This is a genomic window from Corynebacterium sp. 045007 (assembly GCF_040743205.1).
GTDB classification, from domain to species: domain Bacteria; phylum Actinomycetota; class Actinomycetes; order Mycobacteriales; family Mycobacteriaceae; genus Corynebacterium; species Corynebacterium jeikeium_D.
The window spans coordinates 81,854-98,841 of sequence record NZ_JBFLKW010000008.1; the positions used below are offsets into that span (position 1 = coordinate 81,854).

14 protein-coding genes and 5 tRNA genes are annotated in these 16,988 nt (G+C 58.5%); 15 read left to right on the plus strand and 4 right to left on the minus strand.

Features of this window, described 5'->3' with window-relative positions:
• The first annotated feature begins 280 nt into the window (after positions 1-280).
• The 3 genes from AB1Z34_RS05890 to AB1Z34_RS05900 all read left to right on the plus strand — a co-directional run bounded on the left by AB1Z34_RS05890 (position 281) and on the right by AB1Z34_RS05900 (position 4,612).
• The gene (locus tag AB1Z34_RS05890) at positions 281-1,795 is read left to right on the plus strand and encodes an acetyl-CoA hydrolase/transferase family protein (protein ID WP_367158046.1); all 1,515 of its coding nucleotides are present in this window, start codon (positions 281-283) and stop codon (positions 1,793-1,795) included.
• A 202-nt stretch (positions 1,796-1,997) separates the two neighbouring features.
• Positions 1,998-3,521: an HNH endonuclease signature motif containing protein gene (locus AB1Z34_RS05895; protein ID WP_367158047.1), complete on the plus strand. Its 1,524-nt coding sequence runs from the start codon at positions 1,998-2,000 to the stop codon at positions 3,519-3,521.
• 74 nt (positions 3,522-3,595) lie between these two features.
• Complete coding sequence (locus AB1Z34_RS05900; protein WP_088611968.1) at positions 3,596-4,612, plus strand: 3-isopropylmalate dehydrogenase; 1,017 nt, start codon at positions 3,596-3,598, stop codon at positions 4,610-4,612.
• A 25-nt stretch (positions 4,613-4,637) separates the two neighbouring features.
• Here AB1Z34_RS05900 and AB1Z34_RS05905 read toward each other — a convergent pair whose 3' ends face one another.
• Positions 4,638-5,291, minus strand: a complete 654-nt coding sequence (locus AB1Z34_RS05905; protein ID WP_367158048.1) for a DUF664 domain-containing protein — start codon at positions 5,289-5,291, stop codon at positions 4,638-4,640.
• 61 nt (positions 5,292-5,352) lie between these two features.
• Between AB1Z34_RS05905 and AB1Z34_RS05910 the strand changes: the two genes are divergently transcribed.
• The 3 genes from AB1Z34_RS05910 (at position 5,353) to AB1Z34_RS05920 (ending at position 8,676) form a co-directional block, all read left to right on the plus strand.
• Positions 5,353-7,227 (plus strand): DUF294 nucleotidyltransferase-like domain-containing protein, encoded by a 1,875-nt coding sequence (locus AB1Z34_RS05910; RefSeq protein ID WP_367158049.1) that lies wholly within the window; start codon positions 5,353-5,355, stop codon positions 7,225-7,227.
• A gap of 7 nt (positions 7,228-7,234) precedes the next feature.
• A complete protein-coding gene (locus tag AB1Z34_RS05915) occupies positions 7,235-7,822 on the plus strand; it encodes a 3'-5' exonuclease (protein WP_048735364.1) in 588 nt (195 codons plus the stop codon).
• Between the two features lie 65 nt (positions 7,823-7,887).
• Entirely contained in the window at positions 7,888-8,676 is a 789-nt protein-coding gene (locus AB1Z34_RS05920) for a fumarylacetoacetate hydrolase family protein (protein WP_049172137.1), read from the plus strand.
• On the opposite strand, the gene AB1Z34_RS05925 is transcribed toward AB1Z34_RS05920, so the two are convergent.
• Both AB1Z34_RS05925 and AB1Z34_RS05930 read right to left on the minus strand, forming a co-directional pair.
• Positions 8,673-9,905 carry an isochorismate synthase MenF gene (locus tag AB1Z34_RS05925; RefSeq protein WP_070566860.1) on the minus strand — a complete coding sequence of 411 codons (1,233 nt, stop codon included), beginning with the start codon at positions 9,903-9,905 and terminating at the stop codon, positions 8,673-8,675. The genes AB1Z34_RS05920 and AB1Z34_RS05925 overlap by 4 nt on opposite strands.
• Before the next feature lie 56 nt (positions 9,906-9,961).
• The gene (locus AB1Z34_RS05930) at positions 9,962-10,684 is read right to left on the minus strand and encodes an SDR family oxidoreductase (RefSeq protein ID WP_070566863.1); all 723 of its coding nucleotides are present in this window, start codon (positions 10,682-10,684) and stop codon (positions 9,962-9,964) included.
• On the opposite strand from AB1Z34_RS05930, the gene AB1Z34_RS05935 reads away from it, so the two are divergent.
• On the plus strand, positions 10,683-11,396 hold the full coding sequence (locus AB1Z34_RS05935; RefSeq protein ID WP_224433168.1) for a TIM barrel protein: 714 nt from the start codon (positions 10,683-10,685) through the stop codon (positions 11,394-11,396). The two genes, AB1Z34_RS05930 and AB1Z34_RS05935, sit on opposite strands and share 2 nt — an antisense overlap.
• A gap of 56 nt (positions 11,397-11,452) precedes the next feature.
• Positions 11,453-12,940, plus strand: coding sequence for a glutamate--tRNA ligase (gene gltX, locus AB1Z34_RS05940; protein WP_367158050.1), 1,488 nt, complete (start codon positions 11,453-11,455; stop codon positions 12,938-12,940).
• Here gltX and AB1Z34_RS05945 read toward each other — a convergent pair.
• Positions 12,924-14,336 carry a hypothetical protein gene (locus tag AB1Z34_RS05945; RefSeq protein WP_367158051.1) on the minus strand — a complete coding sequence of 471 codons (1,413 nt, stop codon included), beginning with the start codon at positions 14,334-14,336 and terminating at the stop codon, positions 12,924-12,926. The two genes, gltX and AB1Z34_RS05945, sit on opposite strands and share 17 nt — an antisense overlap.
• 295 nt (positions 14,337-14,631) lie before the next feature.
• Between AB1Z34_RS05945 and AB1Z34_RS05950 the strand changes: the two genes are divergently transcribed.
• The 7 genes from AB1Z34_RS05950 (at position 14,632) to AB1Z34_RS05980 (ending at position 16,833) form a co-directional block, all read left to right on the plus strand.
• A tRNA-Gln gene (locus AB1Z34_RS05950) sits at positions 14,632-14,703 on the plus strand.
• Positions 14,704-14,752: 49 nt separating this feature from the next.
• Positions 14,753-14,825: transfer RNA gene (locus tag AB1Z34_RS05955), tRNA-Glu, on the plus strand.
• Positions 14,826-14,855: 30 nt separating this feature from the next.
• Positions 14,856-14,927 (plus strand) — tRNA-Gln (locus tag AB1Z34_RS05960).
• Between the two features lie 39 nt (positions 14,928-14,966).
• A tRNA-Glu gene (locus AB1Z34_RS05965) sits at positions 14,967-15,039 on the plus strand.
• Positions 15,040-15,115: 76 nt separating this feature from the next.
• Positions 15,116-15,895 (plus strand): ThiF family adenylyltransferase, encoded by a 780-nt coding sequence (locus AB1Z34_RS05970; RefSeq protein WP_367158052.1) that lies wholly within the window; start codon positions 15,116-15,118, stop codon positions 15,893-15,895.
• Positions 15,892-16,677, plus strand: a complete 786-nt coding sequence (locus AB1Z34_RS05975; RefSeq protein WP_256700351.1) for a TatD family hydrolase — start codon at positions 15,892-15,894, stop codon at positions 16,675-16,677. The genes AB1Z34_RS05970 and AB1Z34_RS05975 overlap by 4 nt, the downstream gene beginning before the upstream one ends.
• Before the next feature lie 83 nt (positions 16,678-16,760).
• Positions 16,761-16,833: transfer RNA gene (locus AB1Z34_RS05980), tRNA-Glu, on the plus strand.
• Positions 16,834-16,988: the final 155 nt, after the last annotated feature.

A 16,988-nucleotide genomic window follows, 5' to 3' on the forward strand; every position in this document is an offset into this window, starting at 1 on the left:
TTAGCGTACTGAAAATGATTATCAATAACTAGTGTGTGAATTGGGTTAGGCGAGGGGTCGTAAATGTGTCGTACGGCTTATTGTCAGACAGTTGTGACGTAGGGCATAAAACGGTGTTGTAGTCGGCTTTAGTGTCGCGTGAAGTGTGCCTAAAATGGGGGCGCTTTCGGGCATCTGAATGAAAGGCACTAACCGCTTCGTTGATAGGGTTGGGGGTGTGCTTTGGTGTTCGAGGCACTACCCCCGATAGTCGCGTTGGGGGATGTAGAAAGGTGAATTCATGTCAGATCGTATTGCCCATGCTGGTCTCAAATCCAAGGTGATGACCGCGCAGGAGGCGGCGCAGTTCATTAACCACGGAGACATGGTGGGCTTTGCCGGATTTACCGGTGCTGGCTACCCAAAGGTTGTCCCGCCGGCTCTCGCTGAGCGCATGGAGGCCGCTCACGAGCGTGGCGACGAGTTCAAGATTAAGGTCTTGACCGGCGCGTCTACCGCTCCGGAACTTGATGGTGCGCTGGCGAAGGCCAATGGTGTTGAGTGGCGTATGCCGTACCAGTCCGACCCGGGAATGCGTAACCGTATCAATGCAGGCGATGCCTTCTATAGTGATATTCACCTGTCGCACTCTGGCCCGATGACTGAGCAGGGCTTCTTTGGTCCGGTCAATGTTGCCGTGGTCGAAGCTGTTCGCATTAAGGCCGATGGCTCCCTGATTCTTTCCTCTTCGGTTGGTAACAGCATTTCTTACCTCAATGCTGCAGAGAAGATCATTATTGAGGTCAACTCCTGGCAGTCCGAGGATCTCGAGGGTATGCACGACATCTACAGTGTTGGGCTGCCTCCGAACCGCAAGGAGATTCCGATTGTGAACCCGGGGGACCGCATCGGTACTCCGGATGTTCAGATCGATGTCGATAAGGTTGTTGCTGTCGTCGAGACGAACGCCGAGGACCGTAACTCGCCGTTCAAGCCGTTGGACGATGACTCCAAGGCTATTGCTGGCTACCTGCTCGACTTCCTCGATGGCGAGGTCAAGGCTGGTCGTCTGCCGGAGAACCTGCTGCCGATGCAGTCGGGTGTCGGTAACATTCCGAACGCCGTTCTCGCAGGTCTGCTCGACTCCAAGTATGAGAACCTGACCTCCTTCACTGAGGTTATCCAGGACGGCATGGTCGACCTGATGGATGCTGACAAGCTGACCGTGGCTTCCGGTACTGCATTCTCGCTGTCTCCTGAATATGCAGCTCGTATGAACGAGAATGCCGCTGACTACCGCGAGAAGATCGTTCTGCGGCCGCAGGACATCTCCAATAACCCGGGTCTGGTCCGCCGCATGGGGCTGATTACCACCAACGGCATGATTGAGGCTGACATCTACGGCAACGTCAACTCCACCCACGTAGCTGGTTCGCGCATGATGAACGGCATTGGTGGTTCCGGTGACTTCACCCGTAACGCCTATATCTCCACCTTCGTGTCGCCGTCGCTGGCGAAGAATGGCGATATTTCCGCAATCGTGCCGATGGTCTCTCACGTTGACCACACTGAGCATGACGTGATGGTCATCATCACTGAGCAGGGCCTGGCTGACCTCCGTGGGCTGGCGCCGCGTCAGCGTTCCCGCGTTGTCATTGAGAAGTGTGCGCACCCAATGTACAAGGAGGCGCTGCTCGAATACGTCGAGCGTGCTGAGAAGGCGACCCCGTACCTGCACACTCCGCATGACCTGGGTACTTCTTACGACTTCCACCGTCGTTTCCTCGAAAACGGTTCCATGAAGCCGGTCGACTAGGTTTCTAGTGCGGTTCCCGCTTTACGACGAGGTTTGCGTCGTAGGGCGGGATTTTCTTTCGGTTCCAGTTCGAAATAGTGTTCGAATAGTGTGGTGGCTTTTCGGGGTGCGCAGCGGTTTGAATCCGGGGTGGGGGATATGGTGTGGGCGAATTGATAAAGAACTGTTCGTTAGGGGACCTCGTTAGGGAGGGGACAGTGCAATGTCAGAGTTGGAATCGTGTGGGGAATTTCGGTTCAGCCATGAGGTGAGGGCTCATTCGCTCGCTGAAGTGATGCGCGAGATTAATCGTCTGCAGATGGTTATCGCTCAGCGGGTCGCACCACCAGATGATGGCGATGTCGAAGCTCATTTGGCTTATTGGTCGGTGGTGCTTGGAATCTCACGCGCCGAAGTGAACAAATATATGGAAATTGGTTACATGCTTGGACGTATGCCGCACCTAGCGGAAATGTGTCAGGAGCGCGGGCATTTGTCAATGAGGCATTTGGCAATGCTTGGTAAACATACCCGGCCTGTAGCCGATGACAAGGTTGACGCAGTGGAGTCGGGTCTCGTGGACGTCGTTAAGCCTAGGCGAGACGGGGAGGCGCTCCGTGGCGTGCGTGCGATGGCAACGCGGGTGCAGCGAGTGATTGGTGAGTGTGCTCCGGAAGTGCGGCCACGTGATGTGGATGTCGCTGGGTTGCAGGCTGATAGGGTCCTGGCCCGGAATGTGGAGGCGACCGTAGATGCTGCAATTGATGCGGCGGCATACCAGGTCGAGGCGGATGGAGAGTCGGCGGATAATCCCGTGGAGTCGGAGGAGGTACGGGAAGTTCAAGCTGCGGCTCTCGACTACTTCGGCGATCGTATGACGGCTAAGGAGTTTATCGCAGTTGATGAACATGGTGACGCTGGAGTTACGACACTGACTACTGTCCTCGAGCGGCATCATGCAGTGGAAGCCCTTGCAATTATCGACGCAGTGGCTAAGAAGATGAAAGTGAGTCGCGCGGCAGCTTTCATGCATGCGTTACGCGGTACTTGTGAGGTGGAGGTGAATCTGGAACTCTTCCGAGTGCTCTCTCCCGGGGAGGATGGCGAACCGGAAAACACTCCAGTGTGGCTCGCTGGGGCTGGTTGGCTTTCTTCGCTGGTGGCCGAGTCTTGGCTGAAGCGGGTATCGGCATTGCGGGTGCTGGGGGATAGTGCGGTTGAGGGGTATCGGCCCTCCGAGTCTCAGCGTGCATTCGTGCGCGCCCGTGATGGTGTGTGCAGCTTTCCTGGGTGCGATGTCCCCGCGGAAAAGTGCGATATCGACCATATTGTGGAATTTGATCACAGCCTTTCCGGTGGTGAGCGGCAAAAGGAAGGGGCCACGCATACAGATAATCTCCATTGTCTCTGTCGAAGGCACCACAACCTCAAAACTGCCGGTATGTGGCGAGTTGTTCGAGGTGATGATGGGATCGAAGCTTGGACGTTCCTCTCTTGTGATGAAGGGCCGTTTGCGCAGTCGGAAAAAGAGCACACCGGGCATGGTCGTTACACCTTTGCCTCGCAGACTGAAAAGAAGACCGCTGCGCTGGCTGAGCACAATGAGAAACGTCGCAAATTGCATGACAGTCTCCGCGGCCTAGTGGATAAGGTGCGGCGGGATTTGGAAAAGGAGAGAGCAGTAGGCGGGGTGGATTGTGAAAACGATGGAGATGGTAAAAATCGCGCAGACAGTGACGGGGAGTGAGCGCTAGGTTCTGCTACACTCATTTGTGTCCATATAGTGAGAAGGGTATCTCAAAAATGACTGAGGTAGGAAAGCTGAAGATCGCCGTCATCCCGGGTGATGGCATCGGCACGGAAGTTACGGCAGAGGCGCTGAAGGTGCTCAAGGCTGCTATCGGCGAGTTCGACACTACCGAGTACGACCTCGGCTCGCGTCGCTACTTGCGCAATGGCGAACTGCTTACCGACGCTGACCTTGACTCCCTGCGTGAGCACGACGCTATTCTGCTCGGTGCTATCGGTGACCCGGCGAACGTACCTCCGGGCGTTCTCGAGCGCGGCCTGCTGTTGAAGATGCGCTTCGCGCTGGATCACCACGTCAATCTGCGTCCTTCCAAGCTCTTCCCGGGTGTCGAGTCACCGCTGAAGAACCCGGGCGAAATTGATTTCGTGGTCGTCCGCGAGGGAACCGAAGGTGCCTACACAGGTAACGGCGGTGCGATTCGCGTCGGCACGCCACACGAGGTTGCCAACGAGACCTCCGTCAATACCCGCTTCGGCGCTGAGCGCGTGGTCCGCTACGCCTTTGAGCTGGCTATGACCCGTCGTAAGAAGCTGACGCTTGTCCATAAGACCAATGTGCTGGTGCACGGCGGCGGTATGTGGCAGCGCACGGTCGATGAGGTCGCTAAGGAATACCCAGAGGTAGATGTCGATTACTCGCACATCGACGCTGCGACGATCTACCTCGTCACTAATCCTTCGCGTTTCGACGTCATCGTCACCGACAACCTCTTTGGCGACATCATTACTGATGAGGCTGGTGCAGTGTCGGGCGGTATCGGCCTGGCGGCATCCGGCAACATTGACGCCTCCAATACCAACCCGTCCATGTTCGAGCCCGTTCACGGCTCCGCGCCAGACATTGCTGGCAAGGGGATCGCGGACCCGACGGCAGCCATTCTGTCGGGTGCCATGATGCTGCGCCACCTGGGTCGTGAGGAAGACGCCCAGCGCATCGAGGCTGCTGTGGAAGCTGACATGGCTACTCGCGGTAGTGGCCCGATTAAGACCACTGAAGTTGGCGACCGCATTGCTGCTGCTTTGAAGTAGCGCAGTAAAAATAGGGGGGGGAAGGCTAGACAATCACAGTTTTGCCATCGACGGTAGTGATGTGAGTCTTACCGTCGGCGGTGTGCTCGATGAAGTCCGACGCATGTCCGACCTGGCGAAGTACATCGATGATGGTGTCAAGGGGGTATGGGGATGAGCTTCCTGCGCCGTTATCGGAATCATCCCCTCCCAGTCCTGCCACTAGCGCATCCCTCGTAATCTCCGCATGTCCCAGGTGCTGAGCCGCCTCGTGGAAGACATGCACAATCACGCCTTCGATGCTGCCGCACCACCAACGGTCCTTATCGTTAGGAATAACAGCAGGAGCACCAGCGCGGTCCACGCCTTGCAACTCCACCAGCGCGGATTCAATGGCCGCGCGGTCACGGTGGTAAATCTCCAGCCCTTCCGAAACGCTGCAATGAGCAGAAAACTCCCCATCGCGATCACGGACATAATCACGCCCAAGGCAGACGCGTTCGAGCCAGTATCTCGCGGATCCGGTCACATGTCGTAGCAGCACGGCCAGGGAGTTAATGGCTGGGATGGGGAGGGTTGCGTTGAAGGTGTCGTCGTCAAGCGTGGCGACGAGTGCCGCGAGCTTGTCCATCCTGCCGAGGATGTGGGCGTCGAGCGGCCATTCGGGATTCGTTGAAGCGCTGTGTGTGGAATTGGTCATAAGGTCGAGTATTCCCGCAAATCAGTCCTATTGGGAGCAAAAATAGGGGATAATTGACCCCATGACCGTCGAGCTTGCGGAAATCGCAGACTTCCTCAGCCATACTCGCCCCTTTTCGGACCTCAACGATGAAGAGCGCGCGACTATCCCACCGCTTTTGACCATGCGCTATGCCCGTCGTGGAACGGAGATTATCCGGGCGGGTGCGGATAACAACAGCTGTTTCATTATTCGCTCCGGCATGGTGGATCTCTTTGACCCAGCTGGCACGCTGTTGGACAGGCGAGATGTGGGAGATCATTTCGGCTATTCGACGCTGCTGAGCAGTGACCCTTCGCTATACACGATGACGGCAGTGGAGGACTGCGTATTCCTGGTGATCTCCAAGGAGGTCTTTGACCAGCTCAATGACCAGTTCGTAGAGGTCCGGCGCTATTACGGCGGTGAAAACGCGCGCATTCGCGCAGTGGCATCGAAGCTGCGGAGTACTGCGGCATCGGAGTCGTTGCGCACACGGGTTGCGGACCTGATGGAAACATCGCTGGTGACCTGCAGTGCTGATGCGACAGTACAAGAGGCGGCGCAGATTATGACGGAGCGGAATGTCTCCAGTTTGCTCGTAATGGAGTCTGCAGGCGCCAACCAGAGCCCGCTCGTCGGCATCATCACTGACCGTGACCTCCGTCGTCGAGTGCTGGCAGAGGCGAAGCCCGCGGCGACGCTTGTAAGCGAAGTGATGACCGGGAACCCGGAAACCATCAGTCCCGACCTGCTGGTTTTTGAGGCCATGCTGCTGATGGCTGAGCGCGGTTACCATCATCTGCCGGTGCACGACGGGACGCGGGTGGTCGGCATGATTGTCATTGGTGACCTGCTGCGCAGTCTGCACACCGATCCCGTGTACGCGACGGCGACGCTGGCGCGGAAGAGCGATATCTCGGAGATTGCGGAGATTGCTCAGAACGCGCGGCGGATTGTCGGCCGGTTTATTGACCGAGGTGATTCGGGGGAGGAGGTCGCCAAGCTGCTGACTGCCGTGGCCGATGCTGTCACCCGACGCCTGGTTGCGCTGGCGGAGGAAAAGCTTGGGCCGCCACCAGTCAGCTACGCCTTTGCGGTACTGGGTTCGCATGGGCGCGGGGAGATGGGGCTCGCGTCCGATCAGGACAATGCGCTGGTCCTCGCCGACGACTACGACGCCGACGCTCATGCTGACTATTTCGCCGCGCTTAGCGACGAGATTTGCACCAACCTCGACCGAGTCGGTTATCCGCTCTGTCCAGGGGACATGATGGCCAGCAATCCTGCGTGGAGGATGACCAAGTCGCAGTGGCTGCGCACGTTCCACGGGTGGATTACCGCACCGGAGGCGGAGGCCCTGTTACATGCACAGACCTTCTTCGACATGCGAGCGGTAGCGGGCGATGTGCAACTGGTGGAGGGCCTTCGTGCGGCCTACCTGCCACTGGCCCAGGGGTCGCAGCGCCTGCACGCGCACTTGGCCAAGCTCTCGGCCTGGCGGGAGCCGCCGCTCGGATTCTTCCGTGGCCTGGTGCTGGAGAAGGGCGGCGAGCACGCAGAGACCCTGGACATCAAGAAGGGGGGAACTGCTGCTGTGGTGCAGATGGCGCGCCTATTTACTGTGGCGGCCGGGCTGCCGCAGCTGTCGACGCGTGAACGCTTGGCGGCTAGTGCAGGTGCCGGAAGCGTGAGCCGCCAGGGTGCGCAGGATCTGGCGGATGCGTTCGAGTTCCTGTGCACGGTGCAGCTTCATCACCAGCAGGCCCAGTTCAACGCTGGCGAGCAGCCGAATAACCACATCTACCCGAAGCGTCTCTCCAGCCTGGAACGCGAGCACCTGCGCGATGCGTTTGGAGTTATCCGCAAGTTGCAGCAGAGTCTCGGGGCGAAGTATCCCATCCGAGCGATGTCGTGAGCGCGCAATGTTGAAGTTTTTCAAACCCCGCAAGAAACTCTTGGACGCACCTATCCGCGACAATGCTTGGCTCGCGGTCGATGTGGAAACCACCGGTCTGGATCCCTCCAAAGATCAGTTGCTTTCCATCGGTTGGGTTGCCGTCGAAGGCCGCGACATCGTGCTGGAAGAGTCGGGTCACCTTCTCATTCGCCCAGAGCGCGAGGAGGTGAGCGTCGGCGAGTCGGCGACGGTGCATGGGCTTACCGACGACATGGTCGCAACCGGGGTAGAGGCAGAGGTGGCCGTCGGCAAGCTGTTAGAAGCTCTACGGGGACGGAAGCTGCTGGCGCACTACGCGCGGATGGAAGTTGGTTTCCTAGATCCGTTGTGCCGGAAGTACTTCGATGCGCGTTTTGATGTGCCGGTGGCGGACACTATGACACGTGAGTACGACGCGATTCTGCGGGCCAACCGTGAGCCGGTCCGTGATGAGCTGCGGTTGTGGTCACTGTGCGACAAGTACGGCATTCCCCGTTTTAAGGCCCATCACGCGTTCAACGATGCGTTGGCCTGTGCGCTGGTGTGGCTTGCGCAGGAATCCCGCGGAGTTTAGAGCGCAGAGTATAGAGAGTGGGGGTCGTTGCATAATTATCGCAATGTGACGTGTACCCTATTTTTATGCGTATTGCTCGAATCGCCCACCCAGAGGGCATGTGCTTCGCGCTCGTTGAGGGCGAAGGCAGTGAAGTTACTTTGCACGAAATCGAAGGGCACCCTTTCGGTCAGCTGAATAAGACTGGCCGTTCCTGGCCGCTTGCCGACGTACGTCTGCTCGCCCCAATGCTGCCGTCGAAGGTCATCGCTATTGGTCGTAACTACGCTGACCACGTCGCCGAGGTGTTCAAGAAGTCGGCAGAATCGCTGCCGCCGACGATGTTCATTAAGCCGCCGACGGCCGTCATTGGCCCGGAAGCGCCGATTCGCATTCCGGATTTCGCCACCAACGTCGAGTTTGAGGGCGAGCTGGCACTGGTTATTGGTAAGCCGTGCAAGAACGTCAAGAAGGAAAACGCTCACGATGTGATCTTCGGATACACCATCGTCAATGATGTTTCTTCCCGTGACCTGCAGTTTGCCGATGGTCAGTGGGCGCGCGCAAAGGGCATCGATACCTTCTGCCCGCTTGGTCCGTGGATCCAGACGGAGCTGGACTACAACGAGCTGCCGATCAAGGCGCACCTGACTCACGAGGGTGTTACCGAGACCAAGCAGGATTCCAACTCCAACCAGATGATTATGTCCATCCCGGAGATTATCGAGTTCATCACTGCCTCGATTACGCTGCTGCCGGGTGATGTCATCTGCACCGGCTCCCCGGCCGGTACCGCTGCGATGTTCCCGGGTGACCGCATCGAGATTGAGATCCCGGGTATCGGCAAGCTGGCCAACCCTGTGGAGCGGGCTTAAGCGCCCTTAACTCCAAAAGCGCGGAGCACAGTGCCCATCTTGGCACTGGTCTCCGTGACTTCTTCTTCTGGGTCGGAGTGCGACACAATGCCGCCTCCGGCCCATAGTCGTGCCACGGACCCCTCAGTGTCGATCTCGGCACAGCGAATGGAGACCACGAACTCGCCGTCACCATTCTCATCGCACCAGCCGACAGCGCCCGAGTAGAAGCCGCGGTTGGTCTCTACGGCCTGAATAACGCCGAAGGCGGATTCCGTCGGCGTGCCACAAATGGCTGGTGTCGGGTGCACCACCAGCGCCAAATCCAGCGCGGACAGCGACGGATCCTTCAACCGACCGCGGATATGCGTGGCCAAGTGCCACATCTCGGCGGTGCTCATCAGCTCGGGGCTGTCCGGAACATCCAGCGAACTGCACAGTGGCGCCAAGTTGTCGGCGATGTCGTCGACGACGAAGGCATGCTCGTCCAGGTTCTTGCGCGAGTCCGCTAAACGACGGGCCGACGCCCGGTCCACCTCTTCATTCCGGGACCTCGGCAGCGACCCGGCCAAGGGAAACGCCTCAACGATGTCGCCCGTACGGCGGACCAGCATCTCCGGGGACGAACCGATGAGCAACTTGCCCTCATAATCGGAACCGGCGGGGGAGAGATCCACGACAAAGCCATCGCGGTTGGGGGATCCGTCGATAAGCCGCGATGCGAGTAGGAGCGGGTCAATCGGGGGATCGATTTCGAGTTCCACAGCGCGCGCGAGCACGACCTTTTCCAGCGCCGAGTACTCGATTGTGCGGATGGCTGCGGCGATGCGCTCAGCGTGCTCGTCGAGCGGGGGATCGTAAGCGACGATGTTGGCGTGGGGCTTCGGTGCGTTCCAACGGTAGTGCGCGGGTGGCTCCAGCGGCTGCGAGGAGCGGATGACTTCCCGGGGAACGGTCAGGGCGGCGGGCTTGTCCAAGTCGAAGGGCAATGCGCCGACTACCATCTTGTGAATGCCCGAGTGCAGTCCCTCGGCCGCGAGCCAGGGGTCGGAAAGCTGCTCTTCAATACCTTGCGTGCGGATGGAGCCGTGTGCCCGGGAGAGCAAAAAGTCCGGGGCGGTGGTCGGGCGGGACGTATCCCAGCGCGTCGAACGCTTCGGAGTCGCTGCAGGCTCGTTCGACGGGTGAGAATTCTCCTGCTTCTCTTCTTCGTTTCCGCCGCCCAGAGAGGGGTGGTTTTCCATGGACATAGCCCTAACCCGCCTCCTCAATCTAAACCCAGTTGTGCTTCAGTTTAAGGGGCAGGCTAACCCCTACCCAAAAAGGGCATACCCGCAGCGGTAATCGTCAGCTGATCGATGACTGCGCTCGCCGGCAGATTCGCGGCGTAGAGGAAGGTATCCGCAGCCTGCTTGGCATCGAACATTGGCTCGCTGCCTGTGAACGTCCCCAACAGGTCAGTCTGCGCATTGCCAATATCAATGCGCGTTGCTGTAATGCCATACTCGCGTCCGTCGAGGGCAAGCACATGGGTCATTCCGGCAAGCGCGCTTTTCGACGTCGCGTACGCCGCCGTATGGGCTCGAGGTACCTGCGCCGCGATAGAGCAGTTGACCAGGATTCGGCCGCCTGCTTGGTCCGCCTTCCCATCGCACCCCGCCTTCATCCGCGCGAACGCCTCGCGTGCGCATAGGTACGAGCCGACCACATTCGTATCGATGACCGCCCGGAAGTCCTCAATGTCGGTCTCTCCGAACTCTGCGGGCGTGCCTGGCAGCCCCGCATTGAGCACCGCAACATCGATGGTTCCCGTAGTCATCTGCGCGTCCTCAAACATCGTACGGACCTGCTCGGGGTCGGTGATGTCACACCTGGAGTAGGTGATGTTGTCCGCCTCGGCGGCAACGGCCTCGAGCGCGTCGATACGCCTGCCGCAGATATGCACGTGCCAGCCATCGGCGGCGAAAGCCAGAGCAATTTCGCGACCAATGCCCGCGCCGCCACCAGTTACTACTACCGTTTTGGTCATGAGCACTATTATTAACTGTTCTACGGTCTACGCACACATGTCCCCGCACGACGCCGTCAACGCCGCGCGTGACGACGGCTACGCGGCCGTGGAATTCTGGTGGCCATTTGACCTCGCAGTGCCCGCACCCGATGAGGTTTCCGCTTTTTGTGACCTCTTTGACGACAGCCTCGGTCTTTATGCCATGAATCTGTGGGGAGGGGACATGGCAGCGGGGCAGCGAGGAGTGCTCGATACGGATGGGCTGCCCGCGGGGCATCTGGAGGCAGTGAGCCAGATTGCGCGGGCCACTGGACTGAAATGCTCGAACGTGCTGCTGGGGCGCTCGGGGGAGCTAACGAACTTGCAGGTGCAAAGACTGACTGAGATTACTGCCCAGCTGGAGCTCAGCGGGGTTCGCGCATTGATTGAGCCACTGTCCGGGATGAGCGATTATCCCATTACAGATCCCTGGCAAGCCGACGAGCTAGCGCAACAGACTGGTGCTGGTGTGCTCGCGGACTTTTACCATTTTGCAGCTAATGGCGTCGACGTGGATGCTTGGCTCGCTGATGTGGAGACCGGAAGAGTGAGCCTGCCGGTGCACGTCCAGATTGCCGATTTCCCAGGCCGCGGCGCGCCGGGCACCGGTGAGGCGCCACTGCGCAGCTGGGTTGAGCGGCTGCGCGCCGCAGGATATGCAGGCGAAGTGGCTGGGGAGTGGACTCTGTAACCCTATGCAAACCCTATGCATGCCTGCAGGTGGGAGGGCGGGTATCGTGGGAAAGCATGTCAGATGTTCGCGTACGCTTTTGCCCGTCGCCAACCGGTACCCCGCACGTTGGCCTCATCCGCACTGCCCTGTTCAACTGGGCATATGCCCGTCACACTGGTGGCAAGCTGGTCTTCCGCATCGAAGATACCGATGCCGCTCGCGACTCCGAAGAGTCCTATCAGGCAATCATCGAGGCCCTGAATTGGCTCGGTATTGACTGGGACGAGGGCATCGATGTCGGCGGTCCGCACGGCCCGTACCGCCAGTCGCAGCGCAAGGACATCTACGCCGATGTATTGCAGCGCCTCATCGACGCCGGTGAAGCCTACGAGGCCTTTTCCACCGCTGAAGAGGTTGAGGAGCGCCACAAGGCTGCCGGTCGTGACCCGAAGCTGGGCTACGACAACTATGACCGCAACCTCACCGAGGAGCAGAAGGAAGCCTTCCGCGCAGAGGGCCGTAAGCCGGTGATTCGCCTGCGCATGCCGGACGAGGACATTGTCTTCGACGACCTCGTGCGCGGTCGTATCGAGTTCAAGGCCGGCCTGGTTCCGGACTTCGTCATTGCTCGCTCCAACGGTGAACCGCTCTACACCCTGGTTAACCCGGTCGATGACGCCCTGATGGAGATCACTCACGTCCTGCGTGGTGAGGACCTGCTGCCATCGACCCCGCGCCAGATCGCTCTCTACGAGTCGCTGAAGCGCATCGGTGTCGCCAAGTTCACCCCGGAGTTCGGTCACCTGCCGTTCGTTATGGGCGAGGGTAATAAGAAGCTGTCCAAGCGTGACCCGCAGTCCAATCTCTTCATCCACCGCGATAACGGTTTCATCCGCGAGGGTCTGCTGAACTACCTGGCACTGCTGGGGTGGTCTATGGACGGCGACCAGGACATCTTCACGATGGACGAGATGGTCAAGGCCTTCGATATCCACGATGTGCTGTCCAACCCGGCTCGCTTCGATCAGAAGAAGGCCGACGCTATCAACGCGGACCACATCCGCATGCTCGATCCGAAGGACTTCGAGCAGCGTCTGCGCACGTACCTGGAAAGCTACTTTGACTTCCCGGCCGACTACCCGGCGGATAAGTTCGCTTTCCTGGCAACGCTGCTGCAGACCCGTGTGAAGACGCTTTCCGACGCCTGGGACCTCTCGAAGTTCCTGGTTGTGGAAGAGGACGAGTTCACCTTCGATGAGCGCTCGGCACGCCGTAACTTCAAGGAAGACGCCGTCGCTGTCCTGGAGGCCACCATTGCAGCTGTGGAGCCGCTCAGCGAAGAGGACTTCGTCACCGAGAAGCTCGAAGCTGCACTTCAGAAGGCCCTCATCGAGGACCTGGAGCTGAAGCCACGCAAGGCTTTTGGCCCGGTGCGCGTGGCCGTGACTGGCGCTCAGGTATCGCCGCCGCTGTTCGAGTCCATGGAGCTGCTTGGTCGCAGCCGCAGCCTGGGCCGACTGCGCAAGGCGCTCGAGGTCACTCCTTTTACTGCTGCTCAGTAAAGAGCGCGAGCTGGGCTGAGCGAAGCAGGTTCGTGTAAGAGCCCGCTTCCTTGCCCACCTTCTGCGGGTCGCGGTTCAGCATATTCATGGAGGTTTCGCGGTAGTCCTTGACCAGCGACCCCATGTGGTTGTTGAAGAACTCGTGCCAGTCGGTTCCCCAGTGGACCGTGCCGTCCTCGTTTCGCTTGAGCAGTGCGGCAAAGGCGTACACGAGCGGGTAGATGAACCCGTCTGGAATCGCGTAGCCGATGGGCTGGCGGTAGAACTTCGAGTACTTCTGTGGAGTCTTGCCAGTCCGCGGATTCTTCTTATTGGCCTTGTCAACAGCATCGATGCCGCCGAATTTACCGCCGCTTTTGTTGTAGAGATCGGGTAGCTCTGCGTTGATGCGCTCGAAAATATCGATGAAGTCACGCGTGAGGTTCAATGCGCTGCGGACCTTCTCGTTGTAGAGAACGACCTCTTCGGTGCGCTCATTGATGCTTTCAGTGCTGGGCTTAGTGACCTCCGGTGAGCTCATGACATCCTCGAAGCGGTCAAGCAGCTTGGCCTTGCCGGAGTAGAGGCTGGTGGGGGTCGGTGCTTCAATCTGCTTCCCGTCGGCATCCTTCGGCAGGTCAATACAAGACAGCGGAATCCACGCCATAGCGATGACATCGCCCACCTTTAGTCGACCAGTATCGTTGGTGCGCCACTGCACGTTGTCGCTAATTCCCTGAGGCAGAGCATGCTTCAGATCGTCAAAGTAGCCTGCGCGATTGAGCTTTGCTTCCGCCTTGAGCTCCGCATTGTTGTTGCGGGCGGCACAGATATCGAGCAGAGCATCGGAGAAGTCCTGCACAGTGTCTTCGTCCCGAGCACCGGGCACGAGTACCTCTACCGGAACCTTGGCATCAAGCTCGGTGGGGCTTGCGTCGGCAAGCAATTCCTCGATTTCTTCGGAGCGCTCCATCCAGACCTCCTTCATTTCGGACCACGTCTTGATTTTGCGGCTAGGTGGTGGAGTGAGCTTGCCCAGGACGAACAGTGCGATAGCCAGCGAGTTGTGACCGCCGTCGAGGATGCCTTCGATGCGACGGTTGCTGAAGGTGAAGCGGTAGAGATTGTCTTCACTGGTGAACTGAGTGGAGGCCAGGAGCACACCCTTGGACTTGTAGGCGAAGAGCTCCGGCGTGGTGTCGATGGTTTCCATGATGGCATCGGTGATGCGGCCGGTGCGGGACACACGTGGGTTGGCATCGAGGTTGAGAGCCGAGATGATTTTCGCGAACTGACGGATAGTGACAGTGCCAATGACACGACCGATGGTGCCGTTCATTTGCTCCGTGATGTCGGAGAACTCCAGCTCGAGCGTGACGGGGGCGGCTGCTGTTGTCGTTGTTGTGAGGGAAGTCATGATGATTGCCTTTCAGGTCTGTTTTTGATGTGCGGCGGCTGTTTGCTGGCCGCTTCACCACGAAGTGTCTCCTGAAGGGCGGATCGGCTTTGAGCTGCGATCGAATGAGCTTTCGATCTGGGATTGCGTTAGTTATATGCACTGCATTGGTTATGCATTAGTTATGCGGTCTGCTGAGGTGGGCTGTGGAGAACTCGCGAATTTAAACGAACCTTTGACAACGAACCTTTGACCAGGTGATTTGCTCTTGTTCACGCCAATTGGCTATATTATTCCTCGTTGCGTTCAGCAGCGATGGCCTATGGTGTAATTGGCAACACAACGGTTTCTGGTACCGTCATTCTAGGTTCGAGTCCTGGTAGGCCAGCAGTGAAGAAGTTCATTGTTGAATGTATTCACTAACTGCAAAGTTCTAAGCCCCGTTCGTCTAGCGGCCTAGGACGCCGCCCTCTCACGGCGGTAACACGGGTTCAAATCCCGTACGGGGTACAAAGACAGCGTGAAAGCGCCAGTCTTTATTGGCCTATGGTGTAATTGGCAACACTACGGTTTCTGGTACCGTCATTCTAGGTTCGAGTCCTGGTAGGCCAGCGGAATTCGCTCACTCAGTTGGGTTGGATTCAGTTCTAAGCCCCGTTCGTCTAGCGGCCTAGGACGCCGCCCTCTCACGGCGGTAACACGGGTTCAAATCCCGTACGGGGTACAAAGTTACTCCCCAGTCAGTCGGCTGGGGAGTTTTTGTTTTTTAAGAATCGAGGCGACTATGACCAGGGGCGACTATGACCAGTGAACGTTTCGCACGACTGAAGCTTCTCCTAGGGGAGGAGGGGCTAGAAACGTTGGCTGAATCTACCGTCATGGTTGTTGGACTCGGAGGCGTGGGGTCGAGTTGTGCCGAAGCTCTCGCCCGAGGCGGCGTGGGCAACCTCATCTTGATCGACGGCGACGTCGTGGAGCCGAGCAATCTCAACCGTCAGGCGCTGGCATTTGTCTCCACGATTGGTCGGGTCAAAGCCGAGGTCATGGAGGCGATGGTTGCCGATATCAACCCGGATTGTACGACCTATGCCCGCCAGATTTTTCTCACACGCGAAAACCTGGCGGAGACCTTCGAGCAGTTCCCGCGTCCGGATTACATCATCGACGCTATCGACGATGTCACCGGCAAGATTGAGATCGCGCAGTGGTGCGCGGAAAATCGTGTCCACCTCATTTCCGCTATGGGCGGCGGAAATAAGCTCGACCCAGCTCGGCTGACCTTCTCGAAAATCAATAAGACAAAGGTCTGTCCGCTGGCGAAGGTCGTCCGTCAGGTGTGTATCCGCCGACGCATTCGCGGTCTTGAGGTGCTGTACTCCTCTGAAGAACCAGTGCGAATTACAGATAAAGGCAGCGGCACCAAAGCGGAAACCCTCGGTACCATGAGCTACATACCGCCAATCATGGGGCAGATGCTGGCCGGAAAGGTCATTCGCCGTCTGCTCGGGTTCGAGGAAACCCCGCTGGCCCCGCGCATCGGCGGTCCGGCCGACGAAAACCAGCCACCAACGGAAAAATGATGCGGCTCATCGATACGCACTTTCACTACGATTTCCTGCCACCGGCTTCGCGCGAGTGCTTCAAAGCCGATATTGTGCAGGAAGGCGTGGAGATCATCGCGCAGACAGTCCGCCCCTCCGGATTTGTCGAGATAGAGCGCGAAAATCTCCCCATGGCCGCAGTCGGCTATCACCCGTGGTATATCGACGGCAACTACGAGCGCGAGCTTGAGATATTTCGCGAGGCCCTTCCACGCACCCGTTTCGTCGGTGAGATTGGCTTGGACTTCGCGCCCCGCAGGCTTGGCGACGTTCCCGCCGAGACCCAAATCCACGTCTTCACAAGCATTCTCGATGCTGTCCGAGCCTCGAGCCAGCCGCATATCCTGTCCATTCACACAGTCCGCAGCGCCGATACAGTGCTTGATCTGCTGGAACCGCGCTTGGACTCCGACAAAGGGGTAGGGCTCGGTCAGAATCTCGTGCCCATCTTTCACCGTTTCGGTGGCACCAGCGATGAGCTGACCAGGCTTATCCGAGCCGGTGGTTACATCTCCGTCAATCCGCTCATGTTGCGGACCAAACGCGGACGGGCCTATGTGTCGCAGGTGCCCGTCGATAGGCTTTTGCTGGAAACTGACCTTCCGCACGAGCCTGGAAGCGGCTACGCGGCGGAGGTGGTTTCTGCAGAGGTCGTCGCGGCCTTGCGGGACACTGTCGCCGAAGTTGCGGCGCTGCGAAGAATGGATGAAGCGGAGCTTAAAAACGCACTGGCAAAAAATGTGGAAGCACTTGGAATTTAGCGCCTTGACCGGGCGATTTGCAGTTACTATCCACGTCTAGTGTATTGTTTAACAAGTCCGCAGCGCGCGGATGAAAGTTCTAAGCCCCGTTCGTCTAGCGGCCTAGGACGCCGCCCTCTCACGGCGGTAACACGGGTTCAAATCCCGTACGGGGTACAAAGATATACAGAGACAAGAGCCTTCACTCGTAATCGAGTGGAGGCTTTTGTCTTTCTGGGGTTAAGGGTCAAAATGTGTGTCTGGCTCGGCGTGTCGCGGGGGTTAGATTTGGCCTTTTTGAATGCCGATTGAGTGGGTGTAGTCGGTGTCGA